20 protein-coding genes are annotated in these 25,509 nt (G+C 33.1%); 7 read left to right on the top strand and 13 right to left on the bottom strand.

Annotation, left to right across the window (positions count from 1 at the left end; translation table 11 throughout):
* Nucleotides 1–294, top strand: a 294-nt coding sequence (locus tag L6Q46_RS03010) for a GLPGLI family protein (protein ID WP_291283054.1), incomplete at its 5' end; no start/stop codon positions are given.
* A 79-nt stretch (nt 295–373) separates the two neighbouring features.
* A complete protein-coding gene (locus L6Q46_RS03005; RefSeq protein WP_291283053.1) occupies nt 374–2,965 on the top strand; it encodes a hypothetical protein in 2,592 nt (863 codons plus the stop codon).
* A gap of 103 nt (nt 2,966–3,068) precedes the next feature.
* Here the strand turns inward: L6Q46_RS03005 and L6Q46_RS03000 are convergent, their stop codons facing one another.
* The 4 genes from L6Q46_RS03000 to L6Q46_RS02985 all read right to left on the bottom strand — a co-directional run bounded on the left by L6Q46_RS03000 (nt 3,069) and on the right by L6Q46_RS02985 (nt 7,346).
* On the bottom strand, nt 3,069–3,515 hold the full coding sequence (locus L6Q46_RS03000) for a GNAT family N-acetyltransferase (RefSeq protein WP_291283052.1): 447 nt from the start codon (nt 3,513–3,515) through the stop codon (nt 3,069–3,071).
* Between the two features lie 37 nt (nt 3,516–3,552).
* A complete protein-coding gene (locus tag L6Q46_RS02995; RefSeq protein WP_291283051.1) occupies nt 3,553–4,536 on the bottom strand; it encodes a DUF4837 family protein in 984 nt (327 codons plus the stop codon).
* Nucleotides 4,537–4,552: 16 nt separating this feature from the next.
* Nucleotides 4,553–6,091: a lytic transglycosylase domain-containing protein gene (locus tag L6Q46_RS02990; protein WP_291283050.1), complete on the bottom strand. Its 1,539-nt coding sequence runs from the start codon at nt 6,089–6,091 to the stop codon at nt 4,553–4,555.
* Between the two features lie 67 nt (nt 6,092–6,158).
* Nucleotides 6,159–7,346, bottom strand: coding sequence for a phosphoglycerate kinase (locus L6Q46_RS02985; RefSeq protein WP_291283049.1), 1,188 nt, complete (start codon nt 7,344–7,346; stop codon nt 6,159–6,161).
* A 157-nt stretch (nt 7,347–7,503) separates the two neighbouring features.
* Here L6Q46_RS02985 and L6Q46_RS02980 point away from each other — a divergent pair, with 157 nt between their 5' ends.
* On the top strand, nt 7,504–8,655 hold the full coding sequence (locus L6Q46_RS02980; RefSeq protein WP_291283048.1) for a DNA polymerase III subunit delta': 1,152 nt from the start codon (nt 7,504–7,506) through the stop codon (nt 8,653–8,655).
* 2 nt (nt 8,656–8,657) lie between these two features.
* Nucleotides 8,658–9,047, top strand: a complete 390-nt coding sequence (locus tag L6Q46_RS02975; protein WP_026725407.1) for a DoxX family membrane protein — start codon at nt 8,658–8,660, stop codon at nt 9,045–9,047.
* Here the strand turns inward: L6Q46_RS02975 and L6Q46_RS02970 are convergent.
* The 6 genes from L6Q46_RS02970 to L6Q46_RS02945 all read right to left on the bottom strand — a co-directional run bounded on the left by L6Q46_RS02970 (nt 9,044) and on the right by L6Q46_RS02945 (nt 18,855).
* On the bottom strand, nt 9,044–11,317 hold the full coding sequence (locus L6Q46_RS02970) for a helix-turn-helix domain-containing protein (protein WP_291283047.1): 2,274 nt from the start codon (nt 11,315–11,317) through the stop codon (nt 9,044–9,046). The genes L6Q46_RS02975 and L6Q46_RS02970 overlap by 4 nt on opposite strands.
* A gap of 76 nt (nt 11,318–11,393) precedes the next feature.
* Nucleotides 11,394–11,969, bottom strand: coding sequence for an OmpH family outer membrane protein (locus tag L6Q46_RS02965; RefSeq protein WP_291283046.1), 576 nt, complete (start codon nt 11,967–11,969; stop codon nt 11,394–11,396).
* Between the two features lie 241 nt (nt 11,970–12,210).
* The gene (locus L6Q46_RS02960; protein ID WP_291283045.1) at nt 12,211–13,059 is read right to left on the bottom strand and encodes a class I SAM-dependent methyltransferase; all 849 of its coding nucleotides are present in this window, start codon (nt 13,057–13,059) and stop codon (nt 12,211–12,213) included.
* Between the two features lie 137 nt (nt 13,060–13,196).
* Nucleotides 13,197–15,068 carry a tRNA uridine-5-carboxymethylaminomethyl(34) synthesis enzyme MnmG gene (mnmG, locus tag L6Q46_RS02955; RefSeq protein WP_291283044.1) on the bottom strand — a complete coding sequence of 624 codons (1,872 nt, stop codon included), beginning with the start codon at nt 15,066–15,068 and terminating at the stop codon, nt 13,197–13,199.
* Between the two features lie 57 nt (nt 15,069–15,125).
* Complete coding sequence (gene ybeY / locus L6Q46_RS02950; RefSeq protein WP_291283043.1) at nt 15,126–15,545, bottom strand: rRNA maturation RNase YbeY; 420 nt, start codon at nt 15,543–15,545, stop codon at nt 15,126–15,128.
* Nucleotides 15,538–18,855, bottom strand: coding sequence for a DUF4175 family protein (locus tag L6Q46_RS02945; RefSeq protein WP_291283042.1), 3,318 nt, complete (start codon nt 18,853–18,855; stop codon nt 15,538–15,540). The genes ybeY and L6Q46_RS02945 overlap by 8 nt, the downstream gene beginning before the upstream one ends.
* Before the next feature lie 176 nt (nt 18,856–19,031).
* Between L6Q46_RS02945 and gltX the strand changes: the two genes are divergently transcribed.
* On the top strand, nt 19,032–20,522 hold the full coding sequence (gene gltX / locus L6Q46_RS02940) for a glutamate--tRNA ligase (protein WP_291283041.1): 1,491 nt from the start codon (nt 19,032–19,034) through the stop codon (nt 20,520–20,522).
* 39 nt (nt 20,523–20,561) lie between these two features.
* On the opposite strand, the gene L6Q46_RS02935 is transcribed toward gltX, so the two are convergent.
* A complete protein-coding gene (locus L6Q46_RS02935) occupies nt 20,562–21,209 on the bottom strand; it encodes a PorT family protein (RefSeq protein WP_291283040.1) in 648 nt (215 codons plus the stop codon).
* A gap of 98 nt (nt 21,210–21,307) precedes the next feature.
* On the opposite strand from L6Q46_RS02935, the gene L6Q46_RS02930 reads away from it, so the two are divergent.
* Nucleotides 21,308–22,282, top strand: a complete 975-nt coding sequence (locus tag L6Q46_RS02930) for an SPFH domain-containing protein (protein WP_291283039.1) — start codon at nt 21,308–21,310, stop codon at nt 22,280–22,282.
* 426 nt (nt 22,283–22,708) lie between these two features.
* Here the strand turns inward: L6Q46_RS02930 and L6Q46_RS02925 are convergent, their stop codons facing one another.
* Nucleotides 22,709–24,391, bottom strand: a complete 1,683-nt coding sequence (locus L6Q46_RS02925) for a glutamine--tRNA ligase/YqeY domain fusion protein (protein ID WP_291283038.1) — start codon at nt 24,389–24,391, stop codon at nt 22,709–22,711.
* Between the two features lie 131 nt (nt 24,392–24,522).
* On the opposite strand from L6Q46_RS02925, the gene folB reads away from it, so the two are divergent.
* Nucleotides 24,523–24,882, top strand: a complete 360-nt coding sequence (gene folB, locus L6Q46_RS02920; RefSeq protein ID WP_291283037.1) for a dihydroneopterin aldolase — start codon at nt 24,523–24,525, stop codon at nt 24,880–24,882.
* 17 nt (nt 24,883–24,899) lie between these two features.
* Here the strand turns inward: folB and L6Q46_RS02915 are convergent.
* The coding region (locus L6Q46_RS02915; RefSeq protein WP_291283036.1) for a sulfatase-like hydrolase/transferase at nt 24,900–25,509 on the bottom strand (610 nt) is incomplete at its 5' end.

Below are 25,509 nucleotides of genomic sequence, written 5' to 3'. Positions count from 1 at the left end.
CGTGCAACAGCTATAATTGAATATGATGATTTTAGAGGAAAAGAAAAGCATGAAATTGAGGCTTGGTTTTGTCCTGAAATTCCATTTTCTTATGGTCCGGATATCTATTATGGATTACCAGGTTTAATATTTGAAGCCAATTATGTTAATTCTAAGGTTAAATTTTATTTAAAAAGTATTGTAAAATTAGATTCTCAAATTCCTTTAACATTGCCAAATGAAAACGCAATTACTGAAGAAGAATTCACAGCAATTTTTAATGCTGAAATGAAAAAATTAACGGAGGAAAATTAATAAAATCTAAATGCCAAAATCCCTAATTCTATTACTACTTTTTCCTTTATTTTCTCTTTCCCAAACCTTAACCGGCACAGTGAAAGATTCGCTTGGAAACCCATTGCAAAATGCCAATATAATTGCTAAACCTTTAGTGGAAAAACAAGGCTTAAAATTTGCTATTGCTGATCATTTAGGTAGATACAAATTAGAATTAGAAAAAGAGGTTCCTTATGAAGTAAGGGTTTCGTATTTAGGTTTTGTAGAGGAAATCTTAAATCTTCCGGCAAATTTTTCGCAAAAAGAGCATCATTTTAAACTTAAAGAAAACGGGCAAGAATTAAAAGAAATTACCATAACCTACGATTACAAACCTGTTGTGGTTAAAAAAGATACTTTAATTTATGATGTAAAAGCTTTTGCCAACGGTAACGAACGCAAGCTTAAAGAACAATTAGAAAAACTACCTGGAGTTGAAGTAGATAAAAACGGAGGCGTTACGGTTCAAGGTAAAAAAGTGACCAAGTTTTTAGTAGAAAATAAATCGTTTTTTGGTGGTGGCACCAAATTAGGCGTAGAAAACATTCCAGCCGATGCCGTAGATAAAGTAGAAGTAATTGACAACTTCAACGAGGTAGGTTTTCTAAAACAAGTTTCCGATTCTGAAGACTTGGCGATGAACATCAAACTGAAAGAAGATAAAAAGAAGTTCCTTTTTGGCGATGTCGATGCAGGTGCTGAAGTTGCTAATGACAACGGCTTTTATTTAGGTCACGCTGCTTTGTTTTATTATGCACCAAAAACGAATGTGAGTTTCATTGGCGACCTCAACAACATTGGTAAACGCACTTTTTCTTTTCAAGATATGATGCGCTTTCAAGGTGGTGCTAGTAGTTTTATTTCGGGAAGAAAACAATTGACTGATTTGTATTCCTTTGCAAGCGACAACACGGATGTCATTGAAAATAAATCACAATTCAGCGCTTTGAACTTTCGCCAAGAAATCAATTCTAAATTAGATGTGGAAGGTTTTGCTATTTTTTCTAAACTTTTTACCAGTACTTTAACAGAAAGTTCTATCGAATATCTTCAAAACACAACCGCCACTTCAGAAGAACGCATCAATAAAGGTGAAAATAAATCGATTTTAGGCATCGGAAATGTAAAACTAAACTACACGCCCAACACTAAAGAGAAATGGTTTTACAACGGCCAATTTCAATCGAGCGCCAATGATATGACTTCGGTTTTAAATTCAAGACTTGATGGACAACAGACTTCGTTTGAAACGCTAAATTCAGCTGATAATGTTCAAATCAAGCAGTTTTTAGAATGGCACAAACAAGTAAATTCGAAACATACGACCACTTTGGTCATCAATCAAAGTTATGACAACCAAAAACCTATTAATACTTGGTTAACTGATACCGAATTTTTAACTGGATTAATTCCGTTAGAAAATGATTCGTTTTACAACATTCAGCAGGTAAAAAAAGTCAAAAACAATAGTATTGATGCGCTTTTTAAACATTATTGGATTATCAACAATTACAATCATTTGTATACCAATGTTGGAAATAATTTAGGAACCACACAACTGCAAATCACCGAAAAACAATACCTAACCGATGGTACTATCAATGATTTTACTACCGATGGTTTTGGGAACGACATGGATTATTTGTTAAACGATTTATATTTAGGTTTAGAATATAAGTTTAAAATTGGGAAATGGGTGAACAAACCTGCCATTTATGCCCATTATTTTCATTTGAAAACGCAACAAATTGCTTCAGATTATACTTTAAACAACACGTTTTTACAACCTAGTTGGTTAAGCGAATACGAATTCAATCAATCGGAAAACTTAAAATTCAATTACCGTTTAGTGAATGAATTTCCAGAAGCGAATCGTTTGATAGAACGTTACACCTTACAAAGTTATAATTTAGTTTTTAGAGGAAATGCATTGTTGCGAAACGAACGTTTTCACAATGCGAGTTTAAACTATTCCAAAACCAGCATGTATCGCGGTATTATGTTGTTTGCCAATGCGAGTTTTACCAAAAAAGTAAGAACCATTAGAAATGAAATTGGTTTAGATGGTATCAATCAATTTACAACACCAACCATTACCGATAATCCAGAAACTACGTATCGTGTTTATGGAAATATTGATAAAAAAATTCACAAATTTAGGTTGGGTTTAAATGCTAATTTATCTTGGTTCAACTACGTTCAAACAGTAAATAATCAAACAATAACCAACGACAGGAACAATCAAAGTATTGGAATTAAACTACGAACTGCCAACAAAAAATGGCCAAGCGTGAGTGTGAGTTACAATAAAATGTTTAGTCAGTTTTCGGGATTAACGAATTCGAAATTGACTTCTGACCGATTGGGTTTTGATTTTGATATCGATTTTTGGAAACATTTTAATTTTAAAACCGATTACGAAGTAACCTTCAACGAAAACAGCAACAACATCGCAACTGATTTTAGAATTGCTAATGCCTACTTAAGTTATCAAAAGAAAAACAATCCGTTTAGATTTGAACTTTCGGCACAGAATTACTTGAATAACGGCACAAAAATCAACAACTCATTTTCTGATTTTATGATTTCGAGTTCCACCACTTACACCTTACCAAGAATTGTAATGTTGACAGTTAGTTACAAATTATAGAAAATCAAAACACGAATTTCACGAATTAACACTAATTGCTCTGTGAAACTCTAATCAACACAATCAAAATCAAAAAAACTCAGAGAAGCTCTGTGTAAAAATACTAATATCTCTTCATCTGTATGTGCGGAATATCATCTTCCAAATACATTTCGCTGGTTTGGATAAAACCGTGTGATTCGTAGAATTTTTTCAGATATTCTTGAGCGGAAATGGTAATAGCAGTTTCATTAAAATTTTCTTTAATCGCTGCAATAGAAACGCGCATTAAATCGTGGCCGAATTTTTTAACGCGGTATTTTGGGCTTACCACAACACGTCCGATAGATGTTTCTTCAAAATAATAACCTTTGTTGAACAAACGAGAATAAGCGGCTAAATCGCCATTGTAATAGCCTAAAGCATGAAGTGCTTTCTCGTCTTTTCCATCAATGTCTTGATAAACGCAATTTTGCTCCACTACAAACACTTCTGAGCGAAGTTGAAGTAAAGAATATAGTTCGGATGTAGAAAGTTCGTTAAATCGCTTTATTTTGAATGTTATTTCCATATTAAAAAAAGAAGTTCCCTTTACAGGGAACTTGATATTATTTTAAAAACTTAACCGATTGAATAATCGCTTCCAATTCGAAAACCAAATCACGTTTCGATTTAGACGGATTATAAGTGAATCCTTCCAAAATTAAATAACGGTTATTTTTGGTGTCTTTGATAGCATAATTAACAAAAGGTCCCGCCATGAAGTCGTTTTTCAATTCCCAAGTTCCTTTCGTTAAATACGTTTTTTTACCTGCAACTGTTACGTCAAACAAATAAGGAGCATAAGCTGCTTCAGTAATCATCCAAGTGTTTGGTAACGTTCCGTGAATGTTAGCTTTTCCTATTTCATCACGCATAGTAGTAATATTAGTAATGATATCGCCTCCGTTTTCCACTTTATCAATTGGAACTTGATATACTAAAATACTGTTGTAACCAGATGTAAATTCTTTTCGTAACCAGATGAATTTATCTTTCACCATGTCGTATTTGTATCCAAAACCAATTTGAAGACTAATCCCAAACTTTTTTTGTAATTGCTCGTCTGAAACTAGAGATTTCTTCATTCGAATTTGATTCTCAATGATTTCTGAAGCTTTAATCGTTTTGATAATTTCAGCCGATTTTTCTTCTAGAACATTCAAAACATCTTCTGTGTCAGTTCCTGAAATGAAGAAAATATTTTGTGGTTTAGCAAATTTGTTGGTATTAGAGGCAAATGCAGCTTCTTTCCCTTTTTTCACAACAATAATGTTGCGACTTTTGCGAACAAAACCTTCAAAAACTTTTGTTGGATACTGATTTAAAGTAAACAATGGTTCTTCTTGTGGTAAACCATCTACTGGAGCAGCAAATTTTTTACGAATACTATCGCCAATTTCTCCATTCCACAAATTATCATCAATAATAATCGAAACATTATTGATTTTTCCGTTAGATTCTGATAAAATGGCTTGGGTTTCTTCTTTAGAAGTTTCTTTACAAGACAAAAACGATAGGGCAACAAAAGTTAAAACTGCTAATTTTTTCATGGGGTAGAACAATTTATTATCCGTTAATTTTTAATTTCATTCCGGGTTGAATATTGTCACCACTAATATCGTTCCATTTTTTTATATCATCAATAGAAACGCCTGGAAATTGTTTTGAAATTGAGAATAACGAATCACCACTTTTAACCGTGTAAGTCCCGTCGTTATTAGCCTTAGACTCGGTTTTAGTAATTATTTTTTTGTCGGAATAAATTTTTAATTTTTTTCCAGCTTGAATGTTATTTCCTTTTATGCTGTTCCATTTTTTAAGTTCGGAAATGGAAACATTATACTTGTCGGCAATCTTACCTAAGCTTTCACCACTTTTAATCGTGTGAAACTGCGTTTTTCTTTCAAATTTAGGTTTGCTTACATAGGAAGAATCAGCAGAAGAGGAAATGGAATCTTTTGAAGTTGAAGCAATAAATTCCGATTTTGTTTTTTCTTTATACGTTTCTAAATAATTCAAATAAGCGTAAATTTTCTCTTCGTTAGAAACAAATAATCCCATTTTATTTTTTGGCAAACGCAAATAATGCGGTTCATCTGCCACAAAAGGAATCACTTTTAATTTATAAATTGGATTTAAAAATTCTAATTGTTCTTCTGAAATATCCAATAACTCCGCAATATGTTTGAACGACATCTGCTTTTTCACCATAATCGTATCGGTTTCAAAATACGTTAATGGCGCTTTTTTAGGCATAATTCCGTGCTCTTTTTTGAATTCGTAAATGTAAAAAGTTGCTAAAAATGCAGGAACATAATTCGCAGTTTCTTTAGGTAAGTTTTTACGAATATTCCAATAATTTTGGCTTCCACCCGAACGACGAATTGCTTTTGAAACATTTCCTGGTCCGCAATTGTACGCTGCTAACACCATACTCCAATCGCCAAAAATTCCGTATAAACTTGATAAATATTGACAAGCCGCTTCCGTAGCTTTTAACGGATCGTAACGCTCGTCAACATAAGAAGTAACTTCTAAATTGTATTGTTTTCCTGTTGGATACATAAATTGCCACAAACCAGAAGCACCAACACGAGATTTCGCTCTAGGATTTAAAGCTGATTCCACAATAGCTAAATATTTCAATTCTAACGGAATGTTATATTTTGCTAAATGCTCTTCAAACATTGGAAAGTAATATTCTGAAATCGCCATTAAACGCTCAAATGCTTTTGGTCGATTTTTCAAAAAAGCTTTAATTGTATTTTCTAAAGCCGGATGATATTCGATATTAAAAGGTGATTTGGCATCCATTTTTGCCAAACGTTTTTTTAATAAATCAGTTGGTAGATTGTAACTAACTTCGGTATCAATATCAAACGTTTCGATATCGTTATACATATCATTTGACAACTCGAAATTTGCTAATTCCGACAACCATCTTTCATCGATACAATTACTCGTGCTGTGATTTACAAACGTTGTTTTCAATGAATCCAAATAGGACATTTTAGGCAACGGAAGTAAATTTTCTTTTTCCACAGATTCCTGCGCAAAACTAAAAAGCGACAGAAAAAGGGATGTTATTATAATTGTTTTTTTCATTCTGTTTTTTGTTTTTTTGGGGCATGTTAATCATTAATAACTTAATAACCAACGTTTTATTGTATACTTATTCTAAAATAGCTGCAATTCCAGGTAAGGTTCTGCCTTCCAGCATTTCTAACATCGCTCCACCGCCGGTAGAAACGTAACTCATCTTTGGCTCTAATCCAAATTGTTTTACAGCCGCAACACTATCGCCGCCGCCCACAAGTGAAAAAGCACCATTTGCAGTTGATTCTGCAATATATTCTCCTAACGAAATAGTTCCGTTAGCAAAAGATTCCATTTCAAAAACACCTAATGGACCATTCCAAAGAATTGTTTTTGAATCTAATATAATTCGTTTGATAATTTCTAATGATTTTGGGCCAGCGTCCAATCCTTGCCAACCATCTGGAATTTGTTTAACATCCACCACTTGCGTATTAGCATCATTTGAAAACGCATCAGCAGCCACAACATCCACAGGTAAATGAATTTGAACGCCTTTTTCTTTTGCTTGTTTTAAAATTTCGATAGCCAATTCTAATTTGTCGTCTTCGCAAATCGAATTTCCGATTTTTCCACCCAAAGCTTTAATGAACGTAAACGTCATTCCCCCGCCAATAATCATGTGGTTTACTTTATCTAAAATATTTTCAATCACCGTAATTTTTGAAGAAACTTTACTTCCTCCTAAAATCGCAACCACTGGTTTTTCTGAATTTTTCAATACTTTTTCGATGCTTTCAATTTCTTTGGCTAACAAATAACCGAAGCATTTCGCATCTTGAAAAAATTGTGCAATAATAGTTGTTGAAGCGTGTGCTCTGTGAGCCGTTCCAAAAGCATCGTTCACATAAATATCACCTAAAGAAGCTAATTTTTTTGAAAAATCGACATCTCCTTTTTCTTCTTCAGCATAAAAACGTAAGTTTTCTAACAATAAAATTTCACCTGGTTGTAAATTTTTTGCTGCATTTTCAGCAATTTCTCCAATACAATCCGAAGCAAAATGCACTTTTTGACCTAAAATTTCTTCCGTTTTTGCAACAATGTGTTGTAACGAATATTTCGCTTCAACTCCTTTTGGTCTTCCTAAGTGACTTATTAAAATTACACTTCCGCCATCTTTCAATATTTTGTCAATTGTTGGCTTTGCTGCCTCGATTCTTGTAGCATCGGTAACCTTAAAATTTTCATCTAATGGCACGTTGAAATCTACACGAATAATTGCTTTTTTGTTATTGAAATTGAAGTCGTTAAGTGTTTTCATTTGTATCGAATTTTAATTTGAACGAATGCAAATATAAATTATTGTATTTTAAATCTTTATAACAAATATCATATTTTGCATTTTTTTAAATTCTTCTAAAACCAACTTTTTGATTTCTTTTCTACCAATTTTGGTAATTTTTGATTAGGTTTGTTCCATGCTTTTCAAAGATATTTTAGGACAGGAACATATTAAAAATCACTTAACTAAGAGTGCCGAAGCCGGAAGAATTCCGCACGCTCAGTTGTTTGTAGGACCCGAAGGTTGTGGTACACTTCCGATGGCGATTGCTTATGCACAATATATTTTGTGTGGCAATGTTGGCGGAGAAAATGTAGGGGAAAACACCACTTGTAACCTAAAATTCGAACATTTTTCACATCCCGATTTGCACTTTGTTTTTCCAGTTGCTACAACTGATAGCGTTAAAAGTCATGCGGTTAGTGATAATTTCATGGTAGAATGGCGCCAATTTTTAGCCGAAAGTCCTTACGGAAGTTTATTTGATTGGTTGAAAAATCTAGGTATTCAAAACAAACAAGGTTTAATTGGAGTAGATGAAGCTACGGAAATCAACAAAAAATTAGCTTTAAAAGCTTACGAAGGTGGCTACAAAGTCATGATCATTTGGATGGCGGATAAAATGAATGGTTCGTCAGCAAATAAATTATTGAAATTATTAGAAGAACCGCCAGCTAAAACCGTTTTCATTTTAATTACAGAAAGCACCAGCGATATGTTGCAAACCATTCTTTCACGTTGTCAAGTGATTGATTTTATTGGTTTGAGCGAAAGTGTAATTGCTGATGCTTTGGTTTCACGTGAAAATTGTGAACCAACAGTTGCTAAAAAAATCGCACATCAAAGCGAAGGAAATTATAATAAAGCCTTGCATATTTTAAGAAAAGAAGACGATGAATTTCCGTTTGACGAATGGTTTGTAGAATGGGTGAGAAGTGCTTTTCGTGCCAAAGGAAATGCAACAGCTATTAACGATTTAATCGCTTGGAGCGAAAACATTGCGTCTACTGGAAGAGAAACACAAAAGCAATTTTTACACTATTGCATTCACTTTTTTAGACAAGCTTTATTACTTAATTATCAAGCAAATGACTTGGTTTTTTTAGAAACAAAAGTGCCGAAATTTGAATTGGAAAAATTTGCTCCGTTTGTAAATGGCGCCAATATTTCAGATATTTACAAAGAATTAGAAGATGCTATTTACCACATTGAAAGAAACGGAAATAGCAAAATTATACTAACCGATTTATCTATTAAACTAACACGATTAATCCATAAAAACGCATAATTATGATACAAGTTGCTCCTCTTTTAGTCTTAGCTTTTTTAGCCATCACTTTTTTACAATCTGGATATGATAAAATTAAAGATTGGAAAGGCAATGTAGAATGGTTAACAGGACATTTTGCAAATACAATTTTAGCCAAACAAGTTCCATTTGCTTTAGGAATTGTATTAGTCCTAGAAGTAGTTTCTGGAATTTTATGTGTTTCTGGAATTATCCAACACTTGGTACAAGACGTAGTGATTAGAGGTTTAGGTTTTTATGGTGCTATTTTGTCTTGTATTACTTTACTTTTCCTTTTATTTGGACAACGTTTAGCCAAAGATTACGATGGTGCAAGAACGATTGTAATTTACTTTATTCCAGCAGTTTTAGTAGTTTTTTGGTTGAATTAACCCAAACTCGCTTTATACAATCGCAACTCATCCCAAGAAAATTTATCGCCGTGGATTTCTTTTAATTCGCCTAAGCTTTCGCCTTTAAAATCTTTGAAAGCAGCTCTTAAATCGGAAATTTTATCTTCTGGTAAAATATCGGAAAGTTGCACGATTTCCATTTGGATTAGCTTAGCAAAATGGTTGTAAATCGTTTGTGGTGTTAGCTTTCGGTGTTTTGCAATTTCGTAAATCGATAGGTTTTGTTTCCACAATTCTAAGGTGTCTTCGTAAGTAGATTTCTTTGGTTCTTTTGTTTTTTTCTTTTTCGAATCGGTGTAATACGAAACCTCTTCGTCATCTTCTACCAAAGCAGCGTTCGAAGTTCTAAAACGCTCTGAAACAACTACTAACTTATTGATTTTGTAAGTACTCATGTCTTCCGAAATTAAATTTTGCTTCGAAATTTCTTTTCCTTCAACAATGATATTGGTAAGTAATTTTGCTTTTTTAAGTTGCAAAATTGATTTGATTTGAAGTTCTTCTAAAACCAATAATTCATCGTAAAACGCTTTTACTTTTTTGATGCGTTTGACTTCTTCGATTTTCAACAACAATTCTTCGGCAATAGTATCTAAAGTTTTAAAAAAGTACTGATAAGCCGCATCACATCGTTCTTTTACGAAATTCACATCCAAATTTTCATCGGAAAAAATTTTATGCAATTGCGACATAAATTTACCTGAAGGTTCGAGAATTTCAGCGATTATATCGTGTTGGCTTTTTGCCCAGTCTTTATGCTTTGTTTTTGGTGATTTTGGTGCTTCGGAATTATAACTAAACAAATGATTGCGCCATTCTTGACCTAATTCTTTGAAATCAAATGAATTAAGCAAAGTATTCAACCAGAAAATTAAGGTTTCTTTAGCTAACGAATGTTGTAAAATTTCTTCGGAAGCTTTGTTTTCTGCATAACTGAGCACTTGTTCATCGCTCGAAATGTCATTCATTCGCAATGGAGAAAGCAAAATAAGCCCTTTTAACGAACGCAAACGCGATAAAGCCACATACGCTTGTCCGGGCGCAAAAACTTGCGATACATCGAGCGCTGCTTTGTCGAAAGTTAAGCCTTGACTTTTATGCACGGTAATCGCCCAAGCCAATTTGATAGGGTAGTGGACAAACGTTCCGATGACTTCTTCTTCGATTTCTTTGGTGTTTTCGTTGACTTTGTAGCGAATATTTTGCCATTCGTAGCGTTCTACTTCAATCGTTTTATTTTCTTCGGGAAAATGAACAAAAATTTCTTTTTCGGTTAACGAACTGATAACGCCCATTTTTCCGTTGAAGAATTGCTTTTCAAAATTCAAATCGTTTTTAATAAACATGATTTGCGCTCCGACTTTCAACTGCAATTTTTCTTCTAACGGATAAATTTTTTCTGGAAAATCATCGGTAATTTCAGGTAAATAAGTGAATTGTTTTCCTTCTAAATCTTTTAAAGACTGAGCGTTTATGGTATCGGCTTTGGAATTATGTGTAGTTAAAATAATGAAACCTTTGTTTTTCTTCAGATCAAAATCAGGTTTCACAAACTGATTTAGCAATTGTACATCTACCGAAGTAATTTTATTGTGACGTAAATTATTCAAAACATCAATAAATTCGGCATCAGTTTGACGGAAAATCTTGTCTAATTCAATGTATAACGGCGGAAATTGTTGGATGATGTGGGAATGAAAAAAGAACATCCCTCGATAGTAATTCTTTAGCATTTCCCATTCTTCATTTTTAACTACAGGTGGTAATTGTAATAAATCTCCTATAAATAACACTTGAACTCCGCCGAAAGGACGTTCGTTTCTACGAACTCTTCGCATCATAAAATCCATCGCATCAAGAACATCGGCACGAAGCATAGAAACTTCATCAATAACCAACAATTCCATATTTCGAATAACGGAACGTTTCACGTTATTCATCTTAAAATGACGTCCTAGCGAATCTCTATTTTCGAATTTTACAGTATCTGAAAAATGTGGAAGTTGCTTATTATCAGGAATAAAAGCAGCAAAAGGTAATTGAAACATGGAATGAATAGTTACTCCATTCGCGTTTAAAGCGGCAATTCCTGTAGGAGCTACAACGACAGTGTTTTTATGTGTTGTGGCAATAATTTCTTTTAAAAGTGTAGTTTTTCCGGTTCCTGCTTTTCCGGTAAGGAAGATGGATTTATTGGTTTGATTAATAAATCGAAGAGTGTAAATGGCTGCGGCTGATACTTGTTCCATAAGGCGTAAAAATATAAAAAACAAATATATAGAAACGATTAGAAATAAAAAAGTCCCGATGAATCGGGACTTTCAATTATTTTTTCTCTTCTTCCTTAGTGGCTACTTTGTCGTCTTTTTTAGTTGACTTGTAAGTATCGTTAAGCTCTTTTAAAACTTCTTTTGTAATATCATAACCCTCTTTAGCGTAAAGAACTGTTGCAGCATCACCTGTTCCGTAGATATAATCATATCCTTTTTTCTTTCCGTAATCTTTGATGAATTTTTTTACTTCGCTAATTAAAGTGTCTTTTAAAACAGCTCCTTCTTGTTGTAATTGTTGAATTAAAGCATTTTGCTCCATTCCTAATTGTTGTTCTCTTTGCTGTAATTCTGCACCTTTTTGTTGTGCCCATTGAGGCCCTTTAGCTTGTGCATTTTGACGGAAACTTTGTGCTTCAGCCTGGAAAGCTCTTACTTTAGCCTCAAGAGGACGACCTAATTCTTCAGATTTAACATTGAATTTTGCGTCTTCATCCTTGAATTTTTCATATTTCTCGATTATCTCAGCAGTGTTGATATATGCGGTTTTGAATTCTTTAGAATTTGTTTCTGTTTTGTTACACGCTAAAACGCCTAATGCAACTCCTAAAATCAATACAATTTTTTTCATGGTTGTAAATTGGTAATTAATAATTTTTGTAAAAGTAATAATAAGTTGGTAAGTAGCAAATTTGTTGCTTTTTATATTTATTTTTTAATTATAAGAATTTCTTATTTTTGTTTTATAATTTGATAGATTGAAGCTATTAAAAATGACTTTCATAGATTAAATAAGCTAAATGTTTCAAAAAAAGACAACAAATCACATCAAATTAAATAAAAAAGTGTCTAAAATCGCTTTAAAATGATTCTTACTTGTTTTTTAGCACGTAAATATGCGATGAAAACTCTTTTTTAAAGAATCCTGATACATTTGAGATCAAACCGATAAAAAATCCAGAAATGAAATTCATTTTTCCAGTTTTATATTTTTCTGACAAAAGTGACACATAAAAACTATCAAACCACATAGGTTTAATATCTTCAAGATTCATATTTTGTTTGTCGAATAATTTTTCGATTGCTGTTTTAGAGAAATGCCACAAATGTCTCGGCACATCGTAAGCGGCCCAAAATTCTTTATAGTGATTTGCATCATACGATTTGAAATTAGGAACAGCAATAATAATTGTTCCTGAAGGTTTCAATAAACGTTTCAATTCCGCAACTTGATGTTCAACATCTGGAACGTGTTCTAAAACATGCCACATGGTAATTACATCAAAAGAATTGCTTTCTAACTTTTCAATTGTATCACCAAATTTAATTCGTTTACCTAAAGCAATTCCTTTTGCTTTATCGTTTGGTTCAACTCCAAGAATATCCCAATTCTGATTTTTACATTCCAAAAGAAAATCTCCAGTTCCAGCTCCGATATCTAAAATTCTTCCTTTAACAGGTTGGTACGAATTAATTAATTTCACTTTATCACGAATTGCTTTTCTTTTGATAAAATGATACATTTTTTCAAATAGCGTACGTTTTCCATCGGTGTGGGAAATGTAATCTTCGAATTCATAATACGAACCTAATTTATCTAAAGTAGGTTGGGGATGTGTTTTTAAAATTTGATATTCCTCATTTAACAACAAGGAAAAAGATTCTCCAGAAACTGAAAAATCTTTAACGGTAATAAAACTTTTATCTTCTAAAAAATTCATTTATTTTATTTTTATGCGAAAGGCTTATTTTAATAGGGTTGACGGCGTTGTTTCACGTGAAACATTTTTAAAAGAGAAAAGAAAAAAGAACCAAGAGAAAAGATTTCGTCTATATTCTATTTTCTTTAATCTCTTTTCTATCGACCCATGTATATTAACAACACCGAAATATCACTTGGCGAAACTCCGCTAATGCGTGATGCTTGTGCGATTGTTCGTGGTCGGATTTTATTTAATTTTTGTTTGGCTTCAATTGAAATGGACTGGATTTTATCGAAATTGAAATTATCTGGAATAATCATATCTTCTAAACGAGTTAGTTTATCCGCATTGTTTTTTTCCTTTTCAATATAACCTGAATATTTCACTTGAATTTCGGCTTGCTCAACTACTTCTTGATCTAAATCATGTTCTTCGATATAAGCAGCCACTTTTTTAAATTTTCTAAAATCTTCCAAATCCAATTGCGGACGAGAGAAAACTTTAAACATTTTATCAGGCTGACTCATTGGAGCTGAACCTTTAGCTTCTAAGATTGGATTTGCTTCTTCTGGTTTTAAACTTGTTTCTCTGAAAAAATTCACCATAGCATCCGATTGTGAGAATTTTTGCTCCATACGAATCAAACGCTCTTCTTTAGCTAAACCAATTTCAAATGCTTTTGGTGTTAATCTGAAATCCGCATTATCTTGACGCAACAAAGTTCTGTATTCAGCACGAGAAGTAAACATACGATAAGGTTCTTCTGTTCCTTTCGTAATTAAGTCGTCAATTAAAACTCCGATATAAGCTTCATCACGTTTTAAAATAAATGGTTCTCTATTCTGAACTTTTAATGCTGCATTTATTCCAGCCATTAAACCTTGAGAAGCGGCTTCCTCGTAACCAGTTGTTCCATTAATTTGACCTGCGAAATACAAACCTTCAACCAATTTGGTTTCTAAAGTGTGTTGCAATTGCGTAGGAGGGAAGTAATCGTATTCGATAGCATAACCTGGACGGAAAAATTTCACATTCTCAAAACCGGCAACAGAACGTAACGCTTTGAATTGAATATCTTCTGGTAACGAAGTTGAGAATCCGTTGATGTAATATTCGCAAGTTGTCCAACCTTCGGGCTCAACAAATAATTGGTGTCTTTCTTTATCAGCAAAACGATTAATCTTATCTTCTATAGACGGACAATATCTCGGGCCTAAACTTTTGATCCTTCCGTTGAACATTGGACTTCTATCAAAACCTTCACGTAATATATCGTGCACTTCTAATGAAGTATATGACATCCAACAAGAACGTTGTGTTTTTAAAGGAGCGGTCAAATTAGAATATGAAAACTTTTCTGGATATTCGTCACCAGGTTGCTCTACCATTTTAGAAAAATCTAAAGAGCGACCATCAACGCGTGGAGGCGTTCCAGTTTTCATTCTTCCTGATTCGAAACCTAATTTCTCTAAATCTTCTGTGATTCCAAAAGAAGCACTTTCACCTGCACGACCACCACCAAATTGTTTATCTCCGATATGAATCAATCCATTCAAAAAAGTTCCGTTTGTCAACACAACTGACTTAGCTTTGATTTCAACTCCAAGCGAAGTTTTCACTCCAACAATCTTTCCATTCTGAGATAAAATTCCAGCAACCATTTCTTGGTAGAAATCCAAGTTCGGAGTATTCTCCAACATCGATCTCCATTCATCCGAAAAACGCATTCTGTCTGATTGTACTCTTGGCGACCACATAGCAGGTCCTTTTGATTTATTCAACATCTTGAATTGGATTGCGGTCTTGTCTGAAACAATTCCAGAATATCCGCCCAAGGCATCAATCTCACGCACAATTTGTCCTTTTGCAATTCCACCCATGGCAGGATTACAAGACATCTGTGCAATGTTTTGAAGATTCATTGTTACCAAAAGAGTAGAGCACCCCATGTTGGCAGCAGCAGCAGCAGCTTCACAACCGGCGTGACCAGCACCCACAACAATTACATCATATTGATTTAAAAACATCTTCTATAAATATTATGTTCCACGTGAAACATTTAAAAAAATTTCTAGTTTATAAGCTTAACGTTCCACGTGAAACATTTGCATTTTTTCCTCTTCTTTCGAACGCATTAAAGCTACGTCTTTTGGGGATTTATCTTTGTATCCGCAGTAGTGTAAAACTCCATGCGATAGAACACGCTTTAATTCTTCCTCAAAAGAAACATTAAAATCATTCGCATTATCTTGAACGCGTTCTACAGAAACGAAAATATCGCCCTGTATTAAATTTCCTACCGTATAATCAAAGCTAATAATATCGGTTAAAGTGTCATGATCTAAGTACTCTACATTGATTTTATGTAAGTATTCGTCATCACAAAAGATATAATTGATTTCACCTTCATCAAACCCTTCGGATTCAATGATACGAGAAATCCAATCTTCGTATTGTGCTTCGTTATCGAGTTCGAAATCTGTTTCGTAATTAAAACTAATCATTGCCTTTAAAATAGTTTTGAACCTTCTGGTTAAAATTGGGTTGCAAAGGTAAGCTTTGTCTGTTTAATATTTCAACACTATTCAGATAATCTTTTAATTCCTTAGAAAGTGGGGTAGTGGTGCCGTTATAGTTTTTATCATTCGTTTTAGACTGACGTTTGGTGTCTTCTCCTTGTTGCTGAATCGCTTTTTCTAATTTAAAAAGTTCGTGTTTTAGATTCAACATCTTTTGCAACGTTTCATTTTTAAAACCTTTGTTGATCAATTGCTTTTCAATTTCTTTCATTTGATTCAATGTTCCCATACCTTGATTCAACATTCCTTCTTTCTCTAGGGCTTTTTGTAAAGCATCACGTAATTGTCTTTGCTCTTTAAGAATTTCTAAAACTTTACCTGCATCACCTTCAGAACCATTTTCTCCTTCTTCTCCGTTCTCACCTGATTGACCTTTTTGTTTTCCTTGCCCAGATTTTTCACCCGGTTTATCTCCAGGCTTATCTCCAGGTTTCATTCCATCTTTCATTTTTTCACCCAAGCCTTCTTGTTGTTTGATGATATCTGGCAGCTGCATTCCTCCTTTACCTTGTCCTGGTTTTGGTTTTCCTTTTCCAGAACCTTGACCTTGCATTTCCATATTCATTTCGCTTTGAACATTGCTAAGATAATCAGCCAAACGGTTAGCTGATGTTAAAACATATTGCTGATGCGAAGCTCCTTTTTGGATGTTGTTATCCGCTAACGTTTCTAAAGTCTTGTCTAAATTATAATGGATTTCTCCAACCTCTTTCAAAATGTTTTCTGTTATCTTTGGGTTTCGTAAAGCAACAGCAAACAAACTATCATCAACGTGTTTGAATTGCAATTTTAAATCTTGTTGCTTTTTTAAAACTTTGTTCAATTGCAAAGAACGCGTTTGAGTTGCATTTGTAGTCTTAATCAAACCTTCTTCATCGAAAGAAAAGGCTAATAAATTATCTAGAATTTGTCGCAACAATTTAGCATCTTCTTGCATTTGCTCCATGTCGCCTGATTGCATTGATTGAGACATTTTTTGACTCATATGTTTCATCTTAGCAGCAGCAGATTTTTGCTTTGGTTTTGCTTTCTGTTGGTTTTGTTTTTGTAATTCATCAGAAGCTTTCTCCATGTCTTTCTTCACGTCTTCTTGCTCATTCTGGTCATTAGGAATGTCCATTGGAGCTTTTAAGTCTTTGTTTTCTTTGTCTAAATCTTGAAGTTCTTTTTGAATATCTTCGAACTCTTTATTGATAGCATCCTGATTTTCTTTTGAATTTTCTTTAGCATCATCCGCTAATTTATCTTCCTTCTCCGCTAACTTGTCTAATTTATCAGCAATTTGTTCTGCTTTTTGTTCTACATAAAAACGTTTTGTTAACTCAACTAACTGCTCTAAATTTTGTTGTTGATTTTTGGCATTCTGTTTTAACTTATCTGCTTTATCAAATAGTTGATCTTTCTCTAATTTCTTAGAAAGTTCTTCTAATTCTTTTAACAACTTCTCATTTTTCTCAGCTTGCTTTTCAGCTTCTTCTAAACGACGTAATAACTCTTCTTTGTCTTTATCTTGCGATTTTGGATTAAATTCTTCCAAATTCTCGGTTAACTTCTTAGTGAATTCTTTCATCATTTCGTCTTGTTGTTTTTGACGATTGATGAAGTCTTCCACTTTCTTTTGATCTTTGAAATCTAATGTCGATTTCTCTTTATTCATTTTTTGGAGTTTGTCCAATTCTGAAATTTGCTTCTCTTGATTTTGAAGCGATTTTTCTAAGCTATTGATGTTTTCATTCTGTTCTTGTAATTGTTTGTCTTCTTTTTGTTCATCCGTAAGTTCATAATGAAGAAAAACAGAAGATTTTGTACTTTTATAGTTGTTAACTACATCATTATCAAATACTTCAAAGTAATATTCGTAATTTACACCTTCATCAATCGATAATCCATTAGGGAAAGAATAAATAAATTGGTCAACTGCTTGTTTATTGATAGCTAAATTCGCTTTTCGAACTGCATTTGGATTTCCTTTCGGATAAAAAACAACTTGTAATTTTGATAAACCATGATCATCGGCAACTTGACCAATCATCATTTTAGATTTTAACTTTAATGAATCTGGAGCAATTTGAACTGAAATAGTTGGATATTGATCTTTAATAGTTGCAATTTGATAAGACAATTTTTCGAATTCGTTGATGTTTCTATTCGATGTAATTACTTCGTAACTTAAATTATCTGATATTCTTCTTGAAAGCGAAAAGTTGTTTTCTTTATTCGCAAAAACACTTACTTGATTATTCGATTTGAAACTCACTTTATCAGTCGCCAAAGCGTTAATTCTCCAATTCACAACTGTACCTTCAGGAACTATAGCATTTCCAGTTCCTTGAATGATTTCCGATTTTTTACCTAAATAAGAAGGATATTGCAACACCATTTCAAAGTTGGCAATCGTAGGAACATCCACTACATTAATCTGATACTCTTTCGAATTTAATCCATTCGCTAAAAGCGAAAAAGTAACATCTTTAGATAATTTAGAAAATGTATATTCGAAAACTCCTGGCTTTGTGCTTTGTAAAAAATATTCTTCATCACCAATTTGAATCGCAATATTTTCAGGCATCACTTTTCCTTGTGTTTTCACTTGTAAAACAAAATCGGAATTCTGTTGCGCTGTTAAAGATTTATTCAAAACCACAAATTCAAATGGAGCAGGCGGAGCGTATTTAGTTTCATAATTAACTACACGAGCAAAACTATTGGAAATGATTTCGGAATTTCCGGTAACGAAAAATAAAATCAATAACAGAATAGGAAGAATTGCATAAGGCAAAAAACGCTTATTCTTAGCAAAATTAACCGCATTTGAAAACGGAATCGGTTGTAACGAAGCTGCTTTTTGTTCGATGGAAGCTGCTAATAATTCTGAAGTTTGACTTTGATTTGCCAGTTGTAGAAAGTTCAACAACTTGTCTTGCACTTCCGAAAAATGATTTCCAATGATTTCTGACGCTTGTTCGTAATTGATTCCTTGTTGTAATTTGAATAATTTAAACAACGGAAAAGCAATGAATCGAATCAATAAAAACGATTCTACACCTACAAACAACCAAAACAAAATGGTTCTTCCTGAAGTGGATAACCATAAAAAGTATTCAATCAATAAGGTAAAAATGAAATACAACAAGCCCAATCCGATGAAAAGAATGACTCCTTTTATCAGTTCATTGGTGTAAAACTTCTTGATAAACCCTTCGAGTTTATCGAAAATGATGCTTTTTGCTTCCAAAATTGTTGATATACTGTTTATAACCGATAAAAATACAACATCTTCCTAGAATTGTCAATAGGTTTTTAGTGAAACTTAACATTTGCAGCATCGGATTGTTAATAACCTAATGATTTTCTAAAATCTAAATTCTTACTTCTAAATTGTAATCGTATCTTTGCACAAAATTTAATGAAATGTCAGTAAGAGTAAGATTTGCACCAAGTCCAACTGGACCTTTGCATATTGGTGGTGTTCGTACCGCTTTATTCAATTATTTATTTGCCAAAAAACATGGCGGTACTTTCTATTTACGAATTGAAGATACCGATCAAACGCGTTTTGTTCCTGGAGCAGAAGCTTATATTTTTGAAGCTTTAGAATGGTTAGGAATTGCGCCTGATGAAACTGTAGGAAAGAATGAAAAATTTGGACCTTATCGTCAAAGCGAACGTAAAGCGATGTATCAACAATATGCGGACCAATTGATTAATTCAGGTTGGGCGTATTATGCTTTTGATACGGCTGAAAGTTTAGATACGATGCGAAAAGATGCGGAAGCTAATGGAAAAACGTTTATTTACAATCATTCGGTAAGAGAACAATTGGATAACTCGTTGACGGTTTCACGTGAAAAAGTAGCAGAACGAATTGCTGATGGCGAACATTATGTAATCCGTTTTAAAACACCTGTAAATGAAATTTTAGAATTAAAAGACATCATTCGTGGCGACATTAAATTTGATACGAATTTATTAGACGATAAAGTGTTGTTCAAATCAGATGGAATGCCAACGTACCATTTAGCGAATATTGTAGATGACCATTTAATGGAAACTTCGCATGTAATTCGCGGTGAAGAATGGTTACCGAGTTTGCCTTTACATCATTTATTATACAAAGCTTTTGGTTGGAATGCACCAGAATTTGCACATTTACCATTGATTTTAAAACCAATTGGTAACGGAAAATTATCAAAACGTGATGGTGACAAAATGGGATTCCCAGTATTTCCTTTGGAATGGAAAACAGAAGAAGGAGTTTCATCAGGATACAGAGAAAACGGATTTTTCCCTGAAGCAGTTATCAACTTTTTAGCTTTATTAGGTTGGAATGACGGAACCGAACAAGAGATTTTCTCATTAGAAGAATTGGTACAAAAATTCGATTTAAACCGCATTCACAAAGCTGGAGCGAAGTTTGATCCAGAGAAAAACAAATGGTTCAATCATCAATATTTGCAAAAGCAATCAGATGAAAGTTTAGCAGAAAGCTTTAAAGTGATTTTAGATAAAAAAGGAATCTCGACTTCACTTGATTTAACAAAAGTGGTTTCTTTAATTAAAGAAAGAGCGCATTTCGTGAATGAATTTTGGGATTTAGCCGATTATTTCTTTGAAGCTCCAACTTCATACGATGAAAAAGCAGCTAAAAACTGGAAAGAAGAAACGCCAGGATTAATGCAACAAGTGATTTCAGAATTGAACAAAATTGAAGATTTTACTTCAGTTAATATCGAAACCTTATTAAAAGAATGGATGACAGCGAATGAAATTGGAATGGGGAAAGTAATGCAACCATTACGATTGAGTTTAGTAGGAGCGTTAAAAGGCCCACATTTATTTGACATCATCGAAATGATAGGAAAAGCCGAAACGGTGAAAAGAATAGAAAAGGCAATTTGCTAGTTTATAAAAGAAAAGCCCTGATAATTCAGGGCTTTTCTTTTAAAGATATATCGTAATCTGACCACTAATCAAACCAATATTTCCTTTCATTTTTTCACCAAGCAATTTAACGTTGTCGTTGTTTTTTAAGTTACCGAAGAAATTAGTTAAACCATATTGGTAACCAATTCTTGCTCTTACGTTTTTGATTCCACCGTTGATTCCTACGTAGAAATTGACGTTAATTTTTGAAACATCTACAATATCTTTAGCAATTAAACCCGGTTGGTCTAACAATAAATTATTTTCGTCGTTTTTATTAACTCCTAATTTTCCATTTACTTGTAAAACGGGACCAAATTCTAAATTCAAATGGTCTTCAATTGCTACATAACTTGGTACAATATAAATTTGAACCGCCGACATTTTAAAATTCGTTTGAGTTTGTTGCAATCCTTTTAATGTTGAAATTGAAAAATTACTATCGGTAAAAAACATTCCGAAACTCATTTGCCAATTGTTGTAATAATTTCCTCTAACACTTAAGCCACCAATCCAACCCATTTCTGGTGTTATGGTAAAATTATCGGTATAAATATTTAATTGGGTTAAACCCGCACCAATACCTATTCGGTTACTGTCTTTGTTACCTCGTTGCGCTATTGCAATAGTTGAAATCATAAAGAATACAACAACTAATTTCTTCATCTGTTTAAATTTAGGGGTCAAAAATAGGCTTTATAAATTTGTTTTTGTAACTTTTTACATTAAAAAGCGTATAACTATAAATCTAAAAACTAAACATTATGGAGTTTATTATGTTTCCAATTATTTTCGTTGGATTAATTGTTCTTTTATCTTCTTTCTTCACTGTGAAACAGCAAACTGTTGTTGTTGTGGAACGTTTTGGAAAATTTCTTAGCTTGAGAAATTCAGGTTTGCATTTAAAAATTCCGGTTGTGGATAGAATTGCTGGAAGAGTTAATTTAAGAATTCAACAATTAGATGTCATTATCGAAACCAAAACAAAAGATAACGTATTCGTTAAAATGAAAGTTTCGGTACAGTTTAAAGTATTACAAGAAAAAGCATACGAAGCATTTTATAAATTAGAATATCCACACGATCAAATTACGTCTTATGTATTTGACGTGGTGCGTGCCGAAGTTCCAAAATTAAAATTAGACGACGTTTTCGAACGTAAAGATGATATCGCAGTAGCAGTAAAACGTGAGTTAAACGAAGCGATGACAACTTATGGTTATGACATCATCAATACGTTAATTACTGATATTGATCCAGATATTCAAGTTAAAAATGCAATGAACCGTATCAACGCGGCTGACCGTGAAAAAACAGCTGCAGAATACGAAGCTGAAGCTGGAAGAATTAGAATTGTTGCTAAAGCAAAAGCAGAAGCAGAAAGTAAAAGACTTCAAGGTCAAGGTATTGCTGACCAAAGAAGAGAAATTGCTCGTGGTTTAGTAGAATCTGTTGATGTGTTGAACAAAGTGGGAATTAATTCTCAAGAAGCTTCGGCTTTAATTGTAGTAACGCAACATTATGATACATTACAAGCAATTGGTGCTGATGCGAATAGTAATTTAATTTTATTACCAAATTCACCACAAGCTGGAAGTGATATGTTGAACAACATGGTAGCTTCTTTTAGTGCATCAAACCAAGTGGGTGAAATGATGAAAAAAGGAAACATTAAAAAAGTTTCTAAGAAAAATCAAAAAGACGAATTCGGAACCGAAGGAGAATCTGAAGAAGTTTAATTGAGATGCTGAAATAAATTCAGTATGACAAAAATGAAAACCATCAATTTTTAATTGGTGGTTTTTTTATACTTAATTGTTAAAAATAGAATCCTGACAGGTTTTTGAAACCTGTCAGGATTAAATCGTGACTTTTTTGAGTTAAAATTGAAATAAAGCGATTTCAGCTACTTTTACAAGTCAAGACGTAAAAACACTTTGCCTGAAAAAGTTTTTTTCTTACAATTCATTTATGAAAGTCACTTTTTTAAGTTTTTAATTATAATGAATTTATTTTTGATAGATTTTACAAATAATAATTTTTAGTGATGCTTTTTTAATTTCTAATTAATATTTCTATATAAAACAAAAACGTGTCAGGTTTTGAAAACCTGACACGTTTGTAATTTTAGATTCTGAAACAAGTTCAGAATGACAAGTATCTTTTTAAGATTCCGAAATTTTTGCCCAAGTATCTCTTAAACCAACTGTTTTGTTGAAAACTAATTTTTCAGCAGTTGAATCTCTATCTACACAAAAATATCCTAAACGTTGAAATTGGAAATGATCTAATTCTTTTGAAGTAACTAAACTTGGTTCTACATAACCTGTAATTACTTTTAATGAATTTGGATTGATAAATTCTTTAAAATCAACTTCTTTGTCTTTATCTGGACTTTCATTAGTGAATAATCTATCATACACACGAACTTCTGCTTCTTTTGCATGAGGAATTGAAACCCAATGGATTGTTCCTTTTACTTTTCTTTGACTCGCTTCTGTTCCACTTCCTGATTTTGAATCTACATCATAAGTAGCGTGAATTTCGGTAATATTTCCGTTTTCGTCTTTTACAACTGATTCACCTTTAATGATATACGCATTTTTCAAACGAACTTCAGTTCCTAAAGTCAAACGGAAAAATTTCTTGTGTGCTTCTTCTTGAAAATCTTCTCTTTCGATATATAATTCTTTAGAAAACGGCACTTTTCTGTACGTCATTACTTCTTCTTCCGGATTATTTTCGGCTTCTAACCATTCTTCTTGACCTTCTGGATAATTCGTAATTACTAATTTCACAGGATCTAAAACCGCCATTACACGAGGTGCAATTTTGTTCAAATCTTCACGAACACAAAATTCTAAAAGCGAAACATCAATCAAATTATCACGTTTTGCAATTCCGATTGTATTAGCAAAATTTACGATCGAATTAGGTGTATAACCACGTCTTCTCATTCCAGAAATGGTTGACATTCTTGGATCATCCCAACCTGTAACGTGCTTTTCTTCAACTAATTGCAATAATTTACGTTTCGAAACTACAGTATGAGATAAATTTCTACGTGCAAATTCTCTTTGCTTTGGACGCACCTTTGTTGAATCATAAATTTGATTCAAAAACCAATCGTATAATTCACGGTGAGGTAAGAATTCTAACGTACAAAACGAATGCGAAATTTGCTCTAAATAATCACTTTCACCATGAGCCCAGTCGTACATTGGATAAATACACCAATCGTTTCCTGTTCTGTGGTGATGTGCGTGCATGATGCGATAAATAATAGGATCACGCATCAACATATTGTTAGCGCCCATCGAAATTTTAGCACGTAAAACGTGAGTTCCTTTCTCGAATTCTCCGTTTTTCATTCGTGTAAATAAGTCTAAATTCTCTTCGATAGAGCGATTTCTGTAAGGAGAATCGGTTCCAGGTTGCGTAGGAGTTCCTTTTTGTTGCGCCATTTCTTCCGAAGTTTGGCTATCTACATACGCTTTATCTTTTTTGATTAATTCCACTGCCCAATCATACAATTGTTGGAAATAATCTGAAGCATAACATTCTTTATCCCATTTAAAACCCAACCATTCTACATCGCGCTTAATAGCATCAACATATTCTTGCTCTTCTTTAGATGGATTGGTATCGTCGAAACGAAGATTTACTGGGGCTTTATAATCGATTCCTAAACCAAAATTTAAGCAAATAGCACTGGCATGACCTACATGCAAATAGCCATTCGGTTCTGGTGGAAAACGAAAACGTAATTTATCTTTTGACAAACCATTTTTTAAATCTTCTTCAATGATTTGTTCTATAAAATTCAATGATTTTTCTTCTGTTGACATAGTATCAAAAATTTATGCAAAGATAGAAAATGTTTCAGGTTTCAAGTTTAAAAGTTTAAGGTTTTATGTAACTTTGAAGAAAGAAAAACAACTTGAAACCAAAAAAACCTCAAACCTGAAACTAAAAATTTATGGGAACTATTAAATTACAAAATATCAGAACATTTTCTTATCACGGTTGTTTAATTGAGGAAGGAAAAATAGGCTCTGATTACCGAGTAGATTTAGAAATAAAAACCGATTTACGTAAATCGTCTCAAACCGATGAATTAGCTGATACCGTTGATTATGTTCATTTAAACAAAATTGTGGTAGAAGAAATGGTCATTCGTTCTAAATTATTAGAGCATGTTGCCCAACGTATTATTACCAGATGTTTTGCGGAAATTCCTTCAATTTCTCGAATAAAATTAGCGGTTTCTAAATTAAATCCTCCTATTGGTGGTGATGTAGAAGCAGTTACAATAGAAATGGAAGAGTTTAGAAATTAACTCTTCCATTTGTTTTTCTAGTCAATTTTATACACTCTATTTTTATACATATTACTTGATGCTACAATATGAGCTAAAGCGTCTTTGGCTAATTCTTCGTTCAAAGCAACTGGAATTAATTCGGTGTCACTTTTTACTTTGAACTGTAACGGTTTTGCGTTTGGATTTAAGATAACAATATCATCTTCCACTCTAAAAGCGTAGGTTTCATGGAATAACATAATAGTTCTTCCTTTTGTTCCTTTAGGTAATTTTAATAAGTTTCTTCCTGGCATTGGGGTTTTAGTAGTAATACCAGATAAAGCCAAAACAGTTGATGGAATATCCATTTGACTTGCTAAATTATCATAGGTAATACCTTTTTCAACATTTGGTGCAATGATTAAAGCTGGAATATGAAATTTATTCACTGGAACTAAATTTTTACCATACGTTCTAGTATTATGATCGGCAATAACAACAAAAATTGTGTTCTTGTAATAGGCTTCTTTTTTAGCCAACTCGAAGAATTTACCGATTGAAAAATCAGCATATTTCATGGCGTTATGAACTGAATTTTTTGGTTGTTCGTAAAGTTGAATTCTTCCTTCAGGAAATTCAAAAGGCTCGTGATTTGAAGTAGAAAAC

The sequence above is a fragment of the Flavobacterium sp. genome (assembly GCF_023151265.1).
GTDB lineage: Bacteria > Bacteroidota > Bacteroidia > Flavobacteriales > Flavobacteriaceae > Flavobacterium.
This window is presented reverse-complemented; position numbering and strand designations above follow the sequence as displayed.

What these genes read in the sequence shown, in the direction of transcription:
- L6Q46_RS03000 (WP_291283052.1), bottom strand. Translation starts at nt 3,515, where the DNA reads ATGGAAATAACATTCAAAATAAAGCGATTTAACGAACTTTCTACATCC.
- L6Q46_RS02995 (WP_291283051.1), bottom strand. Translation starts at nt 4,536, where the DNA reads ATGAAAAAATTAGCAGTTTTAACTTTTGTTGCCCTATCGTTTTTGTCT.
- L6Q46_RS02990 (WP_291283050.1), bottom strand. Translation starts at nt 6,091, where the DNA reads ATGAAAAAAACAATTATAATAACATCCCTTTTTCTGTCGCTTTTTAGT.
- L6Q46_RS02985 (WP_291283049.1), bottom strand. Translation starts at nt 7,346, where the DNA reads ATGAAAACACTTAACGACTTCAATTTCAATAACAAAAAAGCAATTATT.
- L6Q46_RS02980 (WP_291283048.1), top strand. Translation starts at nt 7,504, where the DNA reads ATGCTTTTCAAAGATATTTTAGGACAGGAACATATTAAAAATCACTTA.
- L6Q46_RS02975 (WP_026725407.1), top strand. Translation starts at nt 8,658, where the DNA reads ATGATACAAGTTGCTCCTCTTTTAGTCTTAGCTTTTTTAGCCATCACT.
- L6Q46_RS02970 (WP_291283047.1), bottom strand. Translation starts at nt 11,317, where the DNA reads ATGGAACAAGTATCAGCCGCAGCCATTTACACTCTTCGATTTATTAAT.
- L6Q46_RS02965 (WP_291283046.1), bottom strand. Translation starts at nt 11,969, where the DNA reads ATGAAAAAAATTGTATTGATTTTAGGAGTTGCATTAGGCGTTTTAGCG.
- L6Q46_RS02960 (WP_291283045.1), bottom strand. Translation starts at nt 13,059, where the DNA reads ATGAATTTTTTAGAAGATAAAAGTTTTATTACCGTTAAAGATTTTTCA.
- mnmG (WP_291283044.1), bottom strand. Translation starts at nt 15,068, where the DNA reads ATGTTTTTAAATCAATATGATGTAATTGTTGTGGGTGCTGGTCACGCC.
- ybeY (WP_291283043.1), bottom strand. Translation starts at nt 15,545, where the DNA reads ATGATTAGTTTTAATTACGAAACAGATTTCGAACTCGATAACGAAGCA.
- gltX (WP_291283041.1), top strand. Translation starts at nt 19,032, where the DNA reads ATGTCAGTAAGAGTAAGATTTGCACCAAGTCCAACTGGACCTTTGCAT.
- L6Q46_RS02935 (WP_291283040.1), bottom strand. Translation starts at nt 21,209, where the DNA reads ATGAAGAAATTAGTTGTTGTATTCTTTATGATTTCAACTATTGCAATA.
- L6Q46_RS02930 (WP_291283039.1), top strand. Translation starts at nt 21,308, where the DNA reads ATGGAGTTTATTATGTTTCCAATTATTTTCGTTGGATTAATTGTTCTT.
- L6Q46_RS02925 (WP_291283038.1), bottom strand. Translation starts at nt 24,391, where the DNA reads ATGTCAACAGAAGAAAAATCATTGAATTTTATAGAACAAATCATTGAA.
- folB (WP_291283037.1), top strand. Translation starts at nt 24,523, where the DNA reads ATGGGAACTATTAAATTACAAAATATCAGAACATTTTCTTATCACGGT.